This window comes from Rugamonas rubra (assembly GCF_900114705.1).
Lineage (GTDB): Bacteria > Pseudomonadota > Gammaproteobacteria > Burkholderiales > Burkholderiaceae_D > Rugamonas > Rugamonas rubra.
Genome location: NZ_FOTW01000008.1, coordinates 53,125 through 68,523, shown reverse-complemented (window position 1 = coordinate 68,523; position 15,399 = coordinate 53,125). Strand labels below are relative to the sequence as shown.

The following is a 15,399-nucleotide window of genomic DNA, read 5'->3' as shown; positions in this document are numbered from 1 at the left end:
AAGCCGGGCGCTGTTTTTTCAGCGCACCCGGCGCAGCGAGGAGATGCGGTCGTTCATGTCGATCACCGGGTAGCGCCCCGGGCCGTAGGTGATGCACTGGCCGCCGTAGTCGGCGTCGTTGCAGAACTCCCAACGGCCGTCGGTGATGACGATCGAGCTGACCACGTCGTTGAAGTCGAAGTCGCGCAGCGTGCGCACGTCGTTGTGCACGCCGACTTGGCGGCCCTCGAAGCGGGCGTGCTCGAACAGCATCACGGCGTCGCCTCGGCGGGCGTAGTCGTTGCGGTTGCCCCGGTTGCCGTCGTCGCGGCCATGGTCGCGGCCCCAGCCGCCGCGGTTGCCGCGGTCGAGCTCGCGCGCCGACGAGATCAGGTTGTCGAAGCGGCGCAGGGTCGGATACTCGCCGCGCTCGAGGATCATGCAGCGGCCGCCGAAATCGGCGTGCTCGCAGACCTCCCAGGCGCCCGAGCGCACCACGGCGCTGGAGGCGCGGTCGTTGAAGTCCCACTGGTTCAGGTCGGGCGTGGCGCCGCGCAGGCTCACTTCATGGCCGCCGAAATCGGGGCGGGAAAACAGCGTCAACTCGCCCGCCTGGCCCGCCACCTGGTGCAGCGAGGCCAGCAGCAAGGCGGCTTTGATGAATTTTTTCATAATCGAATCTCTGTAAAATATCTAAGTAAGGCCAATAACGCAACAGCATACATTCTTGACGACAATAGCAATCGATGAAAATGTAACATTTTCCCCGCCGCCTGCCCAGAGTCGGACCTTGCGAGCCGGCAACGTTAATTCACAGTAAAATCTACGGTTTTCCCCGCGGAACACGCCATGCCCACCTCCTTCACCCTGCCCGCCATCCGCGCCGAAGCCGCCGGCCTGTGGCGCCTCGCCTGGCCGATGCTGGTCGGCCAGCTGGCCACCATCGGCATGGGCGTGGCCGACGTCGCCATGACCGGCCACGCCAGCGCCGACGAGTTGGCGGCGGTGTCGCTGGGCGCCTCGATCTGGTCGATCATCCTGGTCACCGTGACCGGCGTGATGATGGCGATGAACAGCATCGTCGCCCACGACGTCGGCGCCGGCCAGCTCGGCAAGATCCCCCGCGCGGTGCGCCAGGGCCTGTGGAAGGGCCTCGGCGTGGGCCTCATCGCGGCGCTGCTGGCCAACTTGGCCACGCTGCTGTTCGACCACCTGTACCTGAGCGACACGGTCAACGCCCAGGCCTCGCTGTTCGTCCACATCATCAGCCTGGGCCTGCCGCCGTTCGCCGCCTACCGCGCGCTGTACGGCTACAGCACCAGCATCGACCAGACCAAGCCGGTGATGCTGATCGCCATCGGCGGCCTGTTCTTCAACATCGCCGTCAACTGGCTGCTGGTGTACGGCAACTGGGGCTTCCCGGCGCTGGGCGCGGTCGGCTGCGCGGTGGCCACCAGCGTCGGCCTGTGGCTGATGCTGGCGGCGATGGTGGTGTGGATCAAGCTGGCGCCGGCCTACCGCGCCACCTACCCGTTCGGCCGCTGGGAGGCGCCGCACTGGCCGCAGATCAAGAACATGCTGCACCTCGGCCTGCCGATCGGCATCACCCACTTCGCCGAGGTCAGCGCCTTCGGCGCCGTCGGCCTGCTGATCGCCCGCTACGGCGCGGTGCAGATCTCGGCGCACCAGATCGCGCTGAACTTCTCCTCGCTGGTGTTCATGGTGCCGCTCAGCTTCGGCATCGCGCTGATCACCCGCGTCGGCCAGGCCCTGGGCGAAGGCAACCCGGCGCGGGCCCGCTTCGCCGCCTGGGTCGGCGTGGCCATGTCGCTCGGCTTCGCGGTGCTCTCGGCGGCCTTGATCGTGCTGCTGCGCCACCAGATCGCCGCCGCCTACACCTCCGACCCGGCGGTGCGCGAGCTGGCCGCCCACCTGCTGCTGTTCGCCGCGTTGTTCCAGCTGTCCGACGCGACCCAGGTGGCCACCTCCTGTGCCATTCGCGGCTACAAGGTGACCCGTTCGCCGATGCTGATCCAGCTGTTCGCCTTCTGGGGCTGCGCCCTGCCGCTCGGCTGGCTCCTCGGCCTGGCGCCGGCCGGGCTGCCGTGGGCGCCGGCCGAGCCGATGCGGGCCGAAGGCTTCTGGATCGCCCTGGTGCTGGGCCTGACCATCGCCGCCGTGCTGCTCAGCGGCTCGCTGCAGCGGCTGTCGCTGCGGCGCCTGCGCGCCTAGCCGGGCCATACCGCGAGCCATACGGGGCGGCATACGGGGCGGCATACGGGGCCGCATACGGCGAACCATATGCGGCCTCGCCCGCGCCGAACGAAACACGGTTTTCGGCGGGCGATTCCGAAGGCCGCCGTCTCGCTATCGGCGCCGATGTCTGGTATCGTCTGGCGTCATTTACCGGGCCGCCGGCCGGCGGCCTCACTCACATAACGAGACATCCATGCGCTTTATCCTTTGCTTCCTCGCCGCCCTGGCCGGCGGTCCCGCCGCCGCCGAACGCCTGACCCTGGACCGCATCCACGCCGACCCGGCGCTGGGCGGGCCGGGCGTGCGCAATCTGAAGGTGTCGCCCGACGGCGCCCGCGTGACCTTCCTGCGCGGCCGCGACGACAACCAGTTCCAGCTCGACCTGTGGGAGTTCAACCTGAGGAACGGCAGCACGCAGCGCCTGGTCGACTCGAAGGTCCTGGTGCCCGACGAGCAGCTGTCCGACGCCGAGAAGGCGCGCCGCGAGCGCGAGCGCACCTCCAGCCTGAAGGGCATCCTGAGCTACTCCTGGTCGCCGGACGGCAAGCAGCTGCTGGTGCCGATCGCCGGCAACCTGTACCTGGTCGACATCGCCAAGCCGGACCAGGCGCGCCTGGTCGCCGCCGGCAACGTCTACGATCCGAAGATCTCGCCGAAGGGCCGCTACGTCTCCTTCGTGCGCCAGCAGAACCTGTACGTCATCGAACTGGCCAGCGGCAAGGAACGCCAGCTGACCAGCGACGGCGCCGGCACCGTGCACAACGGCGAGGCCGAATTCGTCGCGCAGGAAGAAATGGGCCAGCGCACCGGCTACTACTGGGCGCCGGACGATTCGGCCATCGCCTACAAGCGCTACGACGAGGCGCCGGTGCCGGTGGTGCGCCGCTTCGAGATCTTCGCCGACCGCACCGACGTCATCGAGCAGCGCTACCCGGCCGCCGGCGACGCCAACGCGCTGGTGCAGCTGATGATCGTCTCGCCGACCACGGGCGAGCAGCGCAAGGTCGAGCTCGGCGCCAACCAGGACATCTACCTGGTGCGCGCCGACTGGAGCGCCAACGCCAAGGCCCTGCTGTTCCAACGCCAGAGCCGCGACCAGAAGACACTGGAGCTGGTCTCGGTCGACGCCGCCACGCTGGCGCAGCGCGTGCTGATCACCGAAACCTCGAAGACCTGGGTCAGCATCCACGACGACCTGCGCTTCCTGGGCGGACGCGAGGCCTTCATCTGGGCCTCCGAGCGCAGCGGCCGCAACCACCTCTACCTGTACGACCTGAACGGCAAGCTGCTGCACGCCATCTCGCGCGGCGAATGGGGCATCGACAACGTGCTGGCGGTCGACGAGAAGGCCGGCAAGGTCTTCGTCGCCTCCAACCGCGACGCCGTCATCGACAAGCAGACCTACGCGCTGGCGCTCGACGGCAGCACGGCCGACGCGCCCAAGCGCATCACCCAGGCCGACGGCTGGCACGACTCGGCCTTCGCCCGCAACGGCGAGGTCTTCGTCGACACCTTCTCCGATCCGGACACGCCGCCACAGGTCAGCATCCGCCGTCCCGACGGCAGCATGATCGCTTGGTTGGAGCACAACGAACTCAACGCCAAGCACCCCTACGGCGCCTACCGCGACGCCCACCTGCGCACCGAGTACGGCAGCCTGAAGGCGAAGGACGGCCAGACGCTGTATTACTCGCTGCTCAAGCCGAGCAACTTCAACCAGTTCAAGAAGTACCCGGTCTACCTGTCCACCTACGGCGGGCCGCACGCCCAACACGTGGCGCGCAAATGGGGCAATCTGTTCGACCAGTACATGGCGCAGCAGGGCTTCGTCGTCTTCCGCCTGGATAACCGTGGCTCCTTCCGCCGCGAGCGCGCCTTCACCGACGCCATCTACCAGCACCTGGGCCGGCACGAGATCGAGGACCAGTTGAGCGGCATCGAGTGGCTGGGCCAGCAGAGCTTCGTCGACGCCAAGCGCATCGGCGTGTTCGGCTGGAGCTACGGCGGCTACATGACGCTGCGCCTGCTGGCGGCGGCCTCGGACAAGATCGCCATGGGCGTGTCGGTGGCGCCGGTGACCGACTGGAGCCTGTACGACACCCACTACACCGAGCAGTTCATGGGCCTGCCGAAGGAGAACGTCGACGGTTACCGCGACAGCGGCGTCTACGCCCACCTCGACGGTTTGAAGTCGCCGCTGCTGCTGATGCACGGCATGGCCGACGACAACGTGCTGTTCACCAACACCACGCGCATGATCGACGCCCTGGTCAACCGCAACGTCCGCTTCGAGCTGATGACCTATCCGGGCGCCAAGCACGGCATCTCCGGTCGCGGCCCGCAGCGCCACGTCTACGGCAACATCGAAGCCTTCTTCAAGAAGCACCTGGGCGAGGCCAAGTAGGCCCGGCCGGCGACGCTGCCCGCCAGCACAAGCCCGCCTTCATGGCGGGCTTTTTTACCCCACACCCCGATACGCCACGGGGTCTGACCCCGTACGGGGTCAGACCCCTTTGCTTACGGGGTAAGGTCCGCACCCCGCTAATCCGTGAAGAACCATTTTTTTGATCTATTCGAATCCGCTGGCAAACGGATTGACAATCGGCTTAGCGGCCCGAATGGAGGAAAATTCATGGACCTCATTACTGATGCTGAACTTGTCGCGGCGAATCGTCGCGGCGCCGAGAAAAAGGCGGCATATCCCACCGCCATCGCGGCGCGCTTTGACCGCCGCACCGCACGGATCGTGATTTCGCTCAACAGCGGCTTGAACATTACTTTCCTCCCTCGCGATGTCCAGGGTTTCGAGAACGCACGGGTCGCCGATCTCGTCGAGGCCGAAATCAGCCCGTCGGGCCTCGGTGTCCGCTTTCCAAAAATCGACGCGGATGTTTACATTCCCGCCTTGCTGGAAGGTTTCCTCGGTTCGCGCAACTGGATGGCGGCGCAGAACGGCCGCTCGGGTGGAAAATCGTCGTCTCCGGCAAAGACGGCCGCAGCGCGCAACAATGGAAAACTCGGCGGACGGCCCAAGAAAGCCAAGAGCCTTGCCGAGGAACCATAAGCAGTTATCCCGCGACCTCAGGCGTTCTCTGCCTTGTTTGCGCGACCACAAATTAGCATTTTGCTCAGCGTTCGATAATGCCCGCTGCGGAGCACTTCCGCTCCGTTAATGATTGATTCCAGGAGGAATTATGGCTATCGACGTTTATCTGCACATCGACGGTATTCGCGGCGAATCCGCCGACGACAAGCACAAGGATTGGATCGAATGCAAATCGGTCAACTGGGGCGTCAGCCAGCCCAAGTCGGCCACCGCTTCGACCGGCGGCGGCCACACCGCCGAACGCTGCGAGCACCAGGACATCGTGCTGCACAAGCTGGCCGACCTGGCCTCGCCGGTGCTGCTGCAAACCTGCGCCGCCGGCAAGACCATCCCCAAGGCGCGCATCGAATTCATGCGCGCCGACGGCCAGGGCGAGCGCGTCAAGTACTACGAGATCGAACTGGAGAACGTGCTGATCGGCGCGGTCTCGCCCAGCGTGGCCGAGGGCGACATCCTGGCCGAGGACGTCTCCCTCAAATTCTCCAAGGTCAAGTGGCGCTACACGCAGCAGAAAATCACCGGCGGCGCCGGCGGCAACACGGCCGGCGGCTGGGACTTGTCGACCAACCGCATCGCCGCGTGAGGCCGCGCCGCGCCGGCCGGCAGCAGCGGCCGCGCACGCAAAAACAGCCGCGGTCACGCGGCTGTTTTTCATTGTCGGCCCGCCGCAATCAGCGACGGGCGACGGGCACAATCAGATCTTGTCGATCACGTTCTTGACCGCTTCCTTGGCATCGCCCAAGCCTTTTTGCAGCTTGCCTTCCGCTTGCTGGTTCAGGCCCTTGGCCTGTTGTTCCGAACTACCGACCAGTTTGCCGGCCTCTTCCTGGATTTTGCCGCCGATGTCTTTCGCGGTGCCTTTAACTTGATCCTTGTTCATGGTGAACTCCTTGATGATGGGTTAAACAGCTGAGTACACGGCCTGTGCCGTGCGCTTGAAACCATCATAGGGAAGACGGACGCGGCCTTCCGTGCGTTCGCGAACGGAGCGTCAACATTGTTTATTCGGCGGGTTTGCGCCAGACGCTGGCCAGCCACGGCTGCTGCTCGCGCGGCAGCCCCGGCGGCCGGTAGTAGTGGCTCAGCGGCAGGAAGCCGGCCGCTACCATGAAGGCCTGCCAGGCCGGCCAGTCGTGGTAGCTGCCGTAGCGCGGCCCGTTCCAGCCCTCGCGGTTGTCGCCGCGCGGGTTGGAGCTGAACAGCACGCCGCCCGGCTTCAGGCAGGCGCGCAGATCGAGCAGCACCTGCGGCAGCGCCGCCGCCGGCACGTGGAACAGCGAGGCGTTGGCGAACACGCCGTCGTAGCGCTGCGCCGGCAGATCGAGTTTGACGAAGTCCTGCTGCCACACCTCGCAGCCGCTGAAGGCGCGCGCCATCTCGACGAAGCGGGCCGAGCCGTCGACGCCGACGGCGTGGTGGCCCAGCGCGGCGAAGGTTTTTAAATCGCGGCCGGGTCCGCAGCCCAGGTCGAGGAGGTGGAACGGCGCCGGCGCCTCGATGGCGTCGAGCAGCGCGGCGATGTTCTGGCGGACGTCGTGGTCGATGGTGCCGGCGAAGAACTGCTCGGCGCTGCGCTCGTAGTGCTGCAAGGTTAGCTGGGTGATCTGTTCGATCGGCGTCTGGTCGTGGTCGGGCATGCTTGCTCTCGCGAAGGCGGCGCCGCGATGCGCGCCGCCAGTCGCGCTACTTTACCAGAGCCGCTACCAGACGCGCACGCGGTCCTTCGGCGCCAAGTACAGCTTCTGGGCCGGTGAAGAACTGGCGGTCGGCGTCGGCCGGTTCCGGCTGCCCGCGCTGCGTGGCGCGGAAGGCGTCGAGGGCGGCGACCTTCTTCGCCTCGGCGCTGGCGGCCGGGTCGGCGGCGACGCCCTCGATCAGCCTGACGATGCGGCTGTTGGTGTCCGCCACCAGCGCGGCGTGTCAGCCGCGCTGCGACGAACTGCGGATTTGGCGGAATAGATAGCGAAATGACAGCAACAAGCGCGGCGCCGTCGCGGCAGCACTTGAAAAGATACGCTGCGGCAGCAAAATTCCTTTTTTCCTTCTGGGAATGGTTATATAGTTCACCGGTAGCAACGCGAATTCCTATGAGGAGAAAAATATGAAACTTGATGCACTGTTCCAGAATCCAACTGCGTTGCCCACCGCTCCCAAGGTCGTCGAGGAGCTGATCAGCAGCTTTGACAAGGCCAGCGTTTCCACCGAGGAGATCGCGAAGAAATTGTCGACGGATCCGGTGCTGAGCGCCAAACTGCTGCGCCTGGCCAACTCGGCCTACTACCATGTCTCGCGCTCCATCGGCACCGTCGAGGACGCCGTACTGATGCTCGGTTTCGTCACCGTGCGCACGCTGGTCATCAGCTCGGGCCTGGTAAGCGGCTTCAAGACCGTGCCCGGCCTTGATTTAAAACAATTCTGGCGCTACAGCCTGCACACCGCCGTCTCGGCCAAGTGGATCGCCAAGCAGTGCGGCGAGAACACCGACCTGGCCTTCACCATCGGCATGATGCATTCGATCGGCCAGCTGGTGATCCACTCGGCGATGCCGGAACAGGCGATGGCGCTCGACAAGGTCGCCGGTCCGCTCGACTCGCGCCGCATCGACGCCGAGATGAGCTCCTTTGGCTACAGCTTCGCCGACGTCGGCGCCGAGCTGGCGCGCCGCTGGAAGTTCCCGGCCTCCTTCTCGGAAACCATCAGCGCCTTCCCCAACCCGCTGACGCCGGAAGTCAACCGCCTGGCCGCCGTGGTGCACCTGGCGGCCTGGCGCGCCCGCGTCGAGGACGGCAAGCTGACGGAAGAGGAAATCGCCTCCTGCTACCCGACCGAGATCGCCGACGCCCTCGGCCTGGCGCCGAACGCGCTGGTCGACAAGATGCCGTCGCCGGACGAACTGAGCGCCGGTTTGGAAGACCTGGTGCGCTAAGCTTTCCGCCCTTGGCGGCGACGGAGGCCGGACACGCAACGCTGCGTGTCCGGCCTTTTTTGCTTTTTCGACAGCATTTACCCTCATCCTTACCGGCTTTTGGTGATTATTTTCGAAAATATCTGAATTAATTTCAAAGTAGCCCTCAAGTTTCCCAAATGCACGTCGTTAATCTGGACAGGCAGTAGTCTTTTTCCATTTTCCAGGGTGCGCTCATGACCTCCACCGAAGTGTTGTCGATGTACGAAAATATAGCCGGCCTGAGCAATCAGATGGTGGCGGCTGCCCGCATGAGCGATTGGGACGGCCTGCGCCAGCTGGAAGGCCAGTGCGCCTCCGAGGCACGCGGTGCCGCCGCCGGCGTACCCGCCCTGAGCGGCGCGCCGCGCCTGCGCAAGATCGACCTGCTGAAACAAATCCTCGCCAACGACCGCGCCATCCGCGACGTCACCGAGCCTTGGATGAACCAGGTTCCCGGCCTGTCGCAGCGTCAGTAAGACGCCGTCCGCCCAATAGAAAAGCGCCCTCGGGCGCTTTTTTCGTTTCTGGGACAGGCATGCCGGGATGCGGCCTGGCGGCGGCGGACGCGGCAGCGCCGCGCCCCCCGCCCCTTCTTTACTCGGCGATGGCCGTCAGCAGCGCCAGGGCGATGCCCTCGGCCGCCTTGGTGATCTCGTCGAGCGAGGGGAAGCTCGGCGCGATGCGGATGTGGCTGTCGTCCGGGTCGCGGCCGTAGGGGTAGGCGGCGCCGGCCGGGGTCAGCGTGATGCCGGCCTCCTTGGCCAGCGCGACGGTGCGCTTGGCCATGCCGTTCGGCGTCACCAGGTCGATGAAGTAGCCGCCGTCGGGACGGGTCCAGCTGACGCCGTCGACCTTGCCCAGCAGGCGCTCGAACTGCGCCAGCACGGCGTCGAACTTCGGCTTGAGCAGCAGGCGGTGGCGCTCCATCAGCGCCTCCACGGTGGCGCTGTCCTTCAGCAGGCGCACATGGCGCAGCTGGTTGATTTTGTCCGGGCCGATGCTGCGGATGCCGGAATGGCCGGTCCACCAGGCGATGTTGGCCGGCGAGGCGGCCAGGGCGGCGACGCCGGAGCCGGCCCAGCTAATCTTCGAGCTGGAGGCGAAGACGATGGCGCGGTCCGGGTTGCCGGCGGCGGCGCAGGCGTCGAGGATGCTGGCGCAGGCGCGCTTCTCTTCACCCAGATGGTGGAAGCGGTAGGCGTCGTCCCACAGCAGGCGGAAGTCCGGCGCCGCCGTCCGCATCGCGGCCAGGCGGCGCACCACCTCGTCCGAGAACACCACGCCACCCGGGTTGCTGTACTTCGGCACGCACCACATGCCCTTGATGCTGGCGTCGGCCGCCACCAGGCGTTCGACCAGGTCCATGTCCGGTCCCTGCTCGGTCATCGGGATGTTGATCATCTTGATGCCGCGCGCCTCGCAGATGGCGAAGTGGCGGTCATAGCCGGGCACCGGGCAGAGGAAGGTGATGGGCTGCTGGGCGATCCACGGCGCGTGGCCGGGCACGCCGGACAGCAGGCTGTAGACGATGACGTCGTGCATCAGCGACAGGCTGGCGCTGCTGTCGACCACCACTTGCGCGGCCGGCACGCCGAGCAGCTCGCCGAACAGCGCGCGCGCCTCCGGCAGGCCGACGGTGCCGCCGTAGTTGCGCGCGTCGGTGCCGTCGGCCGCCTTGTAGCCGGGCAGCGCTTCCATCAGCGCGTTGGACAGGTCGAGCTGTTCCGGCGCGGGCTTGCCGCGCGACATGTCGAGTTTCAGGCCGAGTTGCTTGAAAGCCTGGTATTGCTGAGATGGGGAGTCTGCTGCTGTCATGGGGCTCTTTCAAAATGGGTCACGCCTGCGGCGCGGGCACCATTGAGCCTTGTGCGGCCGGGTGGGCCGCACTGACGATCACTTGGGGGGGGGAATTCTGGAGAGCGAACACCAGGTATCTCCTGGTGTCGCCTCGTCGCCGGTTGCATCCGGCGTTCGCGAGCGCATTGTCGGCATCGCAAACCGCTTCCAGGCCAAGTCGTTTCTTCAACGCTCATTCCAATTGCCGCGCCACACTATCGTTGGTGGCTGCGCCGGACCAGGGCCTGTTCGTACTGCTAAGAGCACGGAGTTAGTATAACCTACATTTTTGAAAATTGTCGAGCCTGTTCAAAATGCTTATTGACTTTATGATTTTTCCTGCTCCAGCAACTCTTCCGGCATCACCTCCGGCAAGGGCTGCTCCGCCTCGACCGGCTTCTTCTTGCGCCAGCCCTGCCAGATCTTCAGCGGCGCGCTGCCCATGCCGGCGGCCTTGCGGCGGCGCCGCAGGTACCACAACAAACCCAGCGCCAGCAGCAGCGCGGCGGCGCCGGCGGCGGCCAGCAGGCCGGTGTTGACGGCCGGCTCGGGCGGCTTTTCCTTCTTGTCGCTGTATTTGAGTTTGGGCAGACGCTTGGCGGCCGGGGCGGCCACGATGGGCGGCGGCGCGGCGTGCGCGTCCGTCGCTGCGCCCGTTGCCGTCGAGGCCGCCGACGTGCTTGCGGCGGCGTGCGGCGCGGCCGTGGCCTGCGCCGCAGTGTCGGCATGCGAGCCCGGCGCGCCAGGCGGCGCCGACTCGGCGTGCGGCGCCACCAGGGCGGCGGCCGGCGCGGCGGCCGGCGCGGCGGCATGGCCGGCTCCGGCCGTGGCGGCACCGGCGGCAGGCGGCCGCGCCGGCGTTATGGGCGGCGGCGTCTTGCCGGCGCCCGGCGGCGACTCCAGCGCGTGTTGCAGCACCTTGACCTTGTCCTCCAACTCGACCAACTTGGTCGACAAGCTGGCATTGCGATAATCCAGGGCGACGCACTCCTTGGCGCTCAGGCCGGCCGGCTTCGCCACGCAGGCCGCTGCGCCGGCGTCCTGGCGCATGGGCGGCGGCATCGGCTTGGCGGCGGCATCGGCGGCAGTGGTGGCGGTGGCGCGACGACGGGCGGCCACGGCGGGCGCAGGCGCGGGCGCGACGGCAGACGCGGCCGGGTGGCGGGCAACGCCGCCGGCCGGCGGACGTGGCGCCATGCGCGGCGGCGGCAACTCGTCCAGCTCCTCGCCGGGCGCCAGGGAGGCGCGCGCCGACAGCGGCGCCGGCGCCGGTGCCGGAGCTGCATAGGCCGACGTCGGCGGCGGCAGCGGATGGGGATCGGGCTGCAGCCAGACGGTGGCGGCGCGCACCACCTGGCGGCCGGGCGTGCCCAGTTCGAGGAACAGGTGGATGTAGTTGGCGTCGACCGCCTGCAAGGTGGTGACGTGGAGGAACTGGCGCTGGTCGCGCCGCACCACCGACATGCGCACCGTGCCCAGCGCGGGGTTCATGCGGATGTTGGCGCCGCTGAACACGTCGGGCAGCGCCAGCCGCACCGGCAGGCCGGCCACCTCGTCGGGCGCCAGCGAAATCAGCTCGATGTCGGCCGACAATTGCTGGCCGACATAGGAGCGCACGGTGATGTCGCCCAGCTCGACCGCCCGCACGGACGGGCACAGCAGTGCCGCCAACAGGAAGGCGCCAGCGCGCGAGGTCATCGAAAAAAGTGGTCTGCGCTGCATGTCGTGGTCGCTTGGATGCGAATTCTTGAAGTGTATCAGCTATAACGGCTGAAAATCGCCGTTTTGTAGCCCTCCGTAAATAATTGCTGTCGGCCACCATCCGTTCGTCGTGACAAAAACATCAATCTTGTCCCTGCGCTAAAATGGCCGACACCACCCCCACCGCAAGGAATGCCATGAGCAGCAGAACCGAACGCGACAGTTTTGGCCCCATCGAGGTCCCCGCCGGGCAGCTGTGGGGGGCGCAGACCCAGCGCTCGCTGGAGCACTTCCACATCTCCACCGAACGCATGCCGCCCGAGCTGATCCACGCCCTGGCCAGCGTCAAGCGCGCCGCCGCCCGCGTCAACTTGGAGCTCGGCCTGCTCGACGGGCCGAAGGCGGTGGCGATCACCCTGGCCGCCGACGAGGTGTTGGCCGGCAAGCACGCCGGCGAGTTCCCGTTGGCCGTGTGGCAGACCGGCTCCGGCACGCAGACCAATATGAACATGAACGAGGTGCTGGCCAACCGCGGCTCCGAGCTGATGGGCGGCCTGCGCGGCGAAAGCCGCCTGTTGCACCCGAACGACGACGTCAACCGCGGCCAGTCGTCCAACGACATCTTCCCCACCGCCGTCTACGTCGCCTGCGCCCAGGCGCTGCGCCAGGCCGTGCTGCCGGCGCTGCGCCAGCTGCGCGCCACGCTGGCGGCCAAGAGCGAGGCCTTCGCCGATATCGTCAAGATCGGCCGCACCCACCTGCAGGACGCCACCCCGCTGACGCTGGGCCAGGAGTTCTCCGGCTACGTCGCCCAGCTCGACTTCGCCGAGCAGGCCATCGAGCAGGCCCTGCCCGGCGTGCTGCAACTGGCCGCCGGCGGCACCGCCGTCGGCACCGGCCTGAACGCCCACCCCGAGTTCGCCGCGCGCATCGCCGCCGAGCTCGAGCGCGCGCTCGGCCTGCCCTTCCGCAGCGCCGACAACAAGTTCGCCGCCCTGGCCGCGCACGACGCGCTGCTGTCGGCCCACGGCGCCCTCAAGACCCTGGGCGCGGCGCTGATGAAGATCGCCAACGACGTGCGCTGGATGGCCTCCGGCCCGCGTTCCGGCCTGGGCGAGATCAGCATCCCGGAGAACGAGCCGGGCAGCTCCATCATGCCGGGCAAGGTCAATCCGACCCAGTGCGAGGCGCTGACCATGCTGTGCTGCCAGGTGTTCGGCAACGACGTCGCGCTGACCTTCGGCGGCGCCTCCGGCAACTTCGAGTTGAACGTGTTCAAGCCGCTGATGGCGCACAACTTCCTGCAGAGCGCGCGCCTGCTGGCCGACGGCATGCGCAGCTTCGAGCACCACTGCGCGCGCGGCATCGAGCCGAACCGCGAGCGTATCGGCGAGCTGATGGAGCGTTCCCTGATGTTGGTGACGGCGCTGGCGCCGCACATCGGCTACGACCGCGCGGCGCAGATCGCCAAGCGGGCGCAGCATGAAGGCACGACCTTGAAGCAGGCCGCGCTGGCGCTCGGCTTCGTCACCGAGCAGCAGTTCGAGCAGTGGATCGTGCCGCTGGCCATGACGCGGCCGAACGCCAAGGGCTAGCCGCTGCACCGGCCCACGGATAGTCGGGACGCCGACCCGGGGGTCAGTGCCGACATTCGGACACGACCCGGGGGTCAGTGCCGACATTCGGACACAACCTCAACCATTGCTCATGCCACCGAGGCTGTGTAATGCTGAGCCTGTGTCCGAATGTCGGCACTGACCCCGCCTATGTGTAATGCTGAGCCTGTGTCCGAATGTCGGCACTGACCCCGCCTATGCTGAGCCCCGTGGCGTTTCGGGCTGCCGGAGTAGGTAGTGATAGCCTCAGAAGCCGAAGGAGTAGCGCACGCCGATCAGCAGGTCCGGGCGCGCCGTGGCGTCGTGGCCGGGGTTGACGCGCAGCATCAACGCGCCGGTCAGCTTGCCCTGCCTGCCCTGGTAGCCCAGCACGCGGGCATAGCTCAGTTCCAGGTCGCGCTCGACCGCCGTCGGCCGCAGGTTCAGCGTGCGGCTGTCATAGCCCAGCGCGGCGCGGCCGGTCGGCGCCAGCTGGCCGCCCAGTTGCAGCGTACTGTCGCGCACCATGGCCGGCACCGACAGCGTCAAGCCCAGGCGATCCGAGCGGTGCCACAGCTGGGTGCGCGACCAGCCCACGCTGTAGGCCACCGTGCGCACGCTGGTCACCTGCCCGATCAGGCTGTCCGCGCCGCCGAAGCCGGCCGTGCGGCCGGACGAGGCCATCGCCACCAGCGAGCTGTTGGGCGACAGCGCGTAGCCCACCGACAAGGAGGTGAACACCGTGGTCGGACTGGTCTTCAGCGCCAGCGCCTGGGTCTGCTGGCTGCCCAGCAGCGAGCCGCTCTCGCGCAACATGCCGAAGCTGACGATGCCCACCGCCCGCCCCATCTTCTGTTCGAATTCGGCGCTGCTGAGGAAGCGCTTGCCGTGCTCGCCGACGAGCAGGCCGAGCGGATCGGCGCGCGGGCTGCTGGCCGACAAGGCGCCGACGCGCAGGCGGCCGCCGCCGCTGGTGGCGAAGCTGACGCCGGCGTGGCTGGCGTCGTTGACCATCGCATAGTAGGGCGCGTTGAACTTGCCGCCGCCGGCCAGCTCCAGCGGCGCCAGGCCGGACGCCTCCAGCCCGAAGAACTTGCCGCTCATGCCGCCGGCGCCGAAGCCGACCACGGTGCCGCGCGCGTCGCGCCGGGCGAAGGCGACGGCGCTGCCATCGGCCGCCAGGCTCAGGCTGCGGCCCGGCTGCGCCAGCTCGATCAGGCCCGCCGCACGGTCCATCGCCGAGAACAGCGCGCCGGCGTGCTGGGTGGCGCCGCCAGTCTGGTACTGCCAGGCTTGGTAGGGGCGGAAGCGATTGTCGGCCGTCGCCGATGCCGCTGTGGCGCTGAACGGATCGGCCGCCAGGGCCGCCGTGGAGGCGAGCGCCAAGCCGAGGGCGCCGGGGTGGAGGTAGTAGCGGAACGTTTTCATGATGACCTCTCGCGAACGAGTGCTGCCACAAGTAGCAATTTCAGCTTAGCAATTGATTTTCCTTATAGCAATGCCAAAGCGACATCGGGGATCGAGTAAACTATACGCCTGTCGGAATGCCGCTACACTTGCCGGAGTGGTGGCAAGCCACATTACACATCAATGCAACAGAGGATAAAATGCAGAAAGTCAGTTTCGAGTTGAGCGGGGAATTTGTCGAGTTGAACCAGTTGTTGAAGCTGGTCGGACTGTGCGACAGCGGCGGCGCCGGCAAGGTCATGGTGGCCAGCGGCGTGGTCAAGGTCGACGGCAAGAAGGAGTTGCGCAAGACGGCGAAGATCCGCGCCGGCCAGCAGGTCAGCGTGGGCGACGTCAAAATCAGCGTCGACGCCGCTTGATTTTGCTCTTGCATTTGGGCAATATAGAACTAAGCTGAAAGGAGCCAGCGCGCTTGAGCGCACGCAAACCGCCCCGATTTGGCCGTCGCTATAGTGGGCCTTGGGCCGCGCGCTTCTTTTCAACCAGTCACAGGGGAACGCCATGGACGGCCC

Annotated in this window: 15 protein-coding genes; 8 read left to right on the top strand and 7 right to left on the bottom strand. The window is 67.0% G+C overall.

What is annotated here, in order from left to right:
- Positions 1–18: 18 nt before the first annotated feature.
- Entirely contained in the window at positions 19–651 is a 633-nt protein-coding gene (locus BM252_RS08165) for a beta/gamma crystallin family protein (protein ID WP_093386108.1), read from the bottom strand.
- A 177-nt stretch (positions 652–828) separates the two neighbouring features.
- On the opposite strand from BM252_RS08165, the gene BM252_RS08160 reads away from it, so the two are divergent.
- The 4 genes from BM252_RS08160 to BM252_RS08145 all read left to right on the top strand — a co-directional run bounded on the left by BM252_RS08160 (position 829) and on the right by BM252_RS08145 (position 5,924).
- Positions 829–2,211, top strand: coding sequence for an MATE family efflux transporter (locus tag BM252_RS08160; RefSeq protein WP_093386105.1), 1,383 nt, complete (start codon positions 829–831; stop codon positions 2,209–2,211).
- A gap of 217 nt (positions 2,212–2,428) precedes the next feature.
- Positions 2,429–4,639 carry a S9 family peptidase gene (locus BM252_RS08155; protein WP_093386103.1) on the top strand — a complete coding sequence of 737 codons (2,211 nt, stop codon included), beginning with the start codon at positions 2,429–2,431 and terminating at the stop codon, positions 4,637–4,639.
- Positions 4,640–4,867: 228 nt separating this feature from the next.
- A complete protein-coding gene (locus tag BM252_RS08150; protein WP_093386100.1) occupies positions 4,868–5,299 on the top strand; it encodes a DUF2442 domain-containing protein in 432 nt (143 codons plus the stop codon).
- A 130-nt stretch (positions 5,300–5,429) separates the two neighbouring features.
- On the top strand, positions 5,430–5,924 hold the full coding sequence (locus BM252_RS08145; protein ID WP_093386098.1) for an Hcp family type VI secretion system effector: 495 nt from the start codon (positions 5,430–5,432) through the stop codon (positions 5,922–5,924).
- A gap of 111 nt (positions 5,925–6,035) precedes the next feature.
- Here the strand turns inward: BM252_RS08145 and BM252_RS08140 are convergent, their stop codons facing one another.
- From BM252_RS08140 to BM252_RS08130, 3 genes are all read right to left on the bottom strand, one after another.
- Positions 6,036–6,221 (bottom strand): CsbD family protein, encoded by a 186-nt coding sequence (locus tag BM252_RS08140; RefSeq protein ID WP_093386095.1) that lies wholly within the window; start codon positions 6,219–6,221, stop codon positions 6,036–6,038.
- Between the two features lie 121 nt (positions 6,222–6,342).
- Complete coding sequence (locus BM252_RS08135; protein WP_093386092.1) at positions 6,343–6,978, bottom strand: class I SAM-dependent methyltransferase; 636 nt, start codon at positions 6,976–6,978, stop codon at positions 6,343–6,345.
- Between the two features lie 46 nt (positions 6,979–7,024).
- Positions 7,025–7,249, bottom strand: coding sequence for a hypothetical protein (locus tag BM252_RS08130; protein ID WP_093386090.1), 225 nt, complete (start codon positions 7,247–7,249; stop codon positions 7,025–7,027).
- A 193-nt stretch (positions 7,250–7,442) separates the two neighbouring features.
- On the opposite strand from BM252_RS08130, the gene BM252_RS08125 reads away from it, so the two are divergent.
- Both BM252_RS08125 and BM252_RS08120 read left to right on the top strand, forming a co-directional pair.
- Positions 7,443–8,267, top strand: coding sequence for an HDOD domain-containing protein (locus BM252_RS08125; protein WP_093386087.1), 825 nt, complete (start codon positions 7,443–7,445; stop codon positions 8,265–8,267).
- Positions 8,268–8,482: 215 nt separating this feature from the next.
- Positions 8,483–8,764 carry a flagellar protein FliT gene (locus BM252_RS08120; protein WP_093386085.1) on the top strand — a complete coding sequence of 94 codons (282 nt, stop codon included), beginning with the start codon at positions 8,483–8,485 and terminating at the stop codon, positions 8,762–8,764.
- Positions 8,765–8,882: 118 nt separating this feature from the next.
- Here BM252_RS08120 and BM252_RS08115 read toward each other — a convergent pair whose 3' ends face one another.
- Positions 8,883–10,103: an aspartate aminotransferase type Ic gene (locus BM252_RS08115; protein WP_093386082.1), complete on the bottom strand. Its 1,221-nt coding sequence runs from the start codon at positions 10,101–10,103 to the stop codon at positions 8,883–8,885.
- Positions 10,104–10,451: 348 nt separating this feature from the next.
- Positions 10,452–11,822, bottom strand: a complete 1,371-nt coding sequence (locus BM252_RS08110) for a type IV pilus assembly protein FimV (RefSeq protein ID WP_093386080.1) — start codon at positions 11,820–11,822, stop codon at positions 10,452–10,454.
- A 200-nt stretch (positions 11,823–12,022) separates the two neighbouring features.
- On the opposite strand from BM252_RS08110, the gene fumC reads away from it, so the two are divergent.
- Positions 12,023–13,420, top strand: coding sequence for a class II fumarate hydratase (gene fumC, locus BM252_RS08105; RefSeq protein ID WP_093386077.1), 1,398 nt, complete (start codon positions 12,023–12,025; stop codon positions 13,418–13,420).
- Positions 13,421–13,687: 267 nt separating this feature from the next.
- Here fumC and BM252_RS08100 read toward each other — a convergent pair whose 3' ends face one another.
- Positions 13,688–14,848: a hypothetical protein gene (locus BM252_RS08100; protein ID WP_093386075.1), complete on the bottom strand. Its 1,161-nt coding sequence runs from the start codon at positions 14,846–14,848 to the stop codon at positions 13,688–13,690.
- A 179-nt stretch (positions 14,849–15,027) separates the two neighbouring features.
- On the opposite strand from BM252_RS08100, the gene BM252_RS08095 reads away from it, so the two are divergent.
- Entirely contained in the window at positions 15,028–15,246 is a 219-nt protein-coding gene (locus BM252_RS08095; RefSeq protein ID WP_093386072.1) for an RNA-binding S4 domain-containing protein, read from the top strand.
- Positions 15,247–15,399: the final 153 nt, after the last annotated feature.

Excerpts from the sequence above, each read along its gene's own strand:
- fumC (WP_093386077.1), top strand. The coding sequence starts at position 12,023 with ATGAGCAGCAGAACCGAACGCGACAGTTTTGGCCCCATCGAGGTCCCC.
- BM252_RS08150 (WP_093386100.1), top strand. The coding sequence starts at position 4,868 with ATGGACCTCATTACTGATGCTGAACTTGTCGCGGCGAATCGTCGCGGC.
- BM252_RS08165 (WP_093386108.1), bottom strand. The coding sequence starts at position 651 with ATGAAAAAATTCATCAAAGCCGCCTTGCTGCTGGCCTCGCTGCACCAG.
- BM252_RS08125 (WP_093386087.1), top strand. The coding sequence starts at position 7,443 with ATGAAACTTGATGCACTGTTCCAGAATCCAACTGCGTTGCCCACCGCT.
- BM252_RS08145 (WP_093386098.1), top strand. The coding sequence starts at position 5,430 with ATGGCTATCGACGTTTATCTGCACATCGACGGTATTCGCGGCGAATCC.
- BM252_RS08110 (WP_093386080.1), bottom strand. The coding sequence starts at position 11,822 with ATGACCTCGCGCGCTGGCGCCTTCCTGTTGGCGGCACTGCTGTGCCCG.
- BM252_RS08155 (WP_093386103.1), top strand. The coding sequence starts at position 2,429 with ATGCGCTTTATCCTTTGCTTCCTCGCCGCCCTGGCCGGCGGTCCCGCC.
- BM252_RS08095 (WP_093386072.1), top strand. The coding sequence starts at position 15,028 with ATGCAGAAAGTCAGTTTCGAGTTGAGCGGGGAATTTGTCGAGTTGAAC.
- BM252_RS08140 (WP_093386095.1), bottom strand. The coding sequence starts at position 6,221 with ATGAACAAGGATCAAGTTAAAGGCACCGCGAAAGACATCGGCGGCAAA.
- BM252_RS08115 (WP_093386082.1), bottom strand. The coding sequence starts at position 10,103 with ATGACAGCAGCAGACTCCCCATCTCAGCAATACCAGGCTTTCAAGCAA.
- BM252_RS08120 (WP_093386085.1), top strand. The coding sequence starts at position 8,483 with ATGACCTCCACCGAAGTGTTGTCGATGTACGAAAATATAGCCGGCCTG.
- BM252_RS08100 (WP_093386075.1), bottom strand. The coding sequence starts at position 14,848 with ATGAAAACGTTCCGCTACTACCTCCACCCCGGCGCCCTCGGCTTGGCG.
- BM252_RS08135 (WP_093386092.1), bottom strand. The coding sequence starts at position 6,978 with ATGCCCGACCACGACCAGACGCCGATCGAACAGATCACCCAGCTAACC.
- BM252_RS08160 (WP_093386105.1), top strand. The coding sequence starts at position 829 with ATGCCCACCTCCTTCACCCTGCCCGCCATCCGCGCCGAAGCCGCCGGC.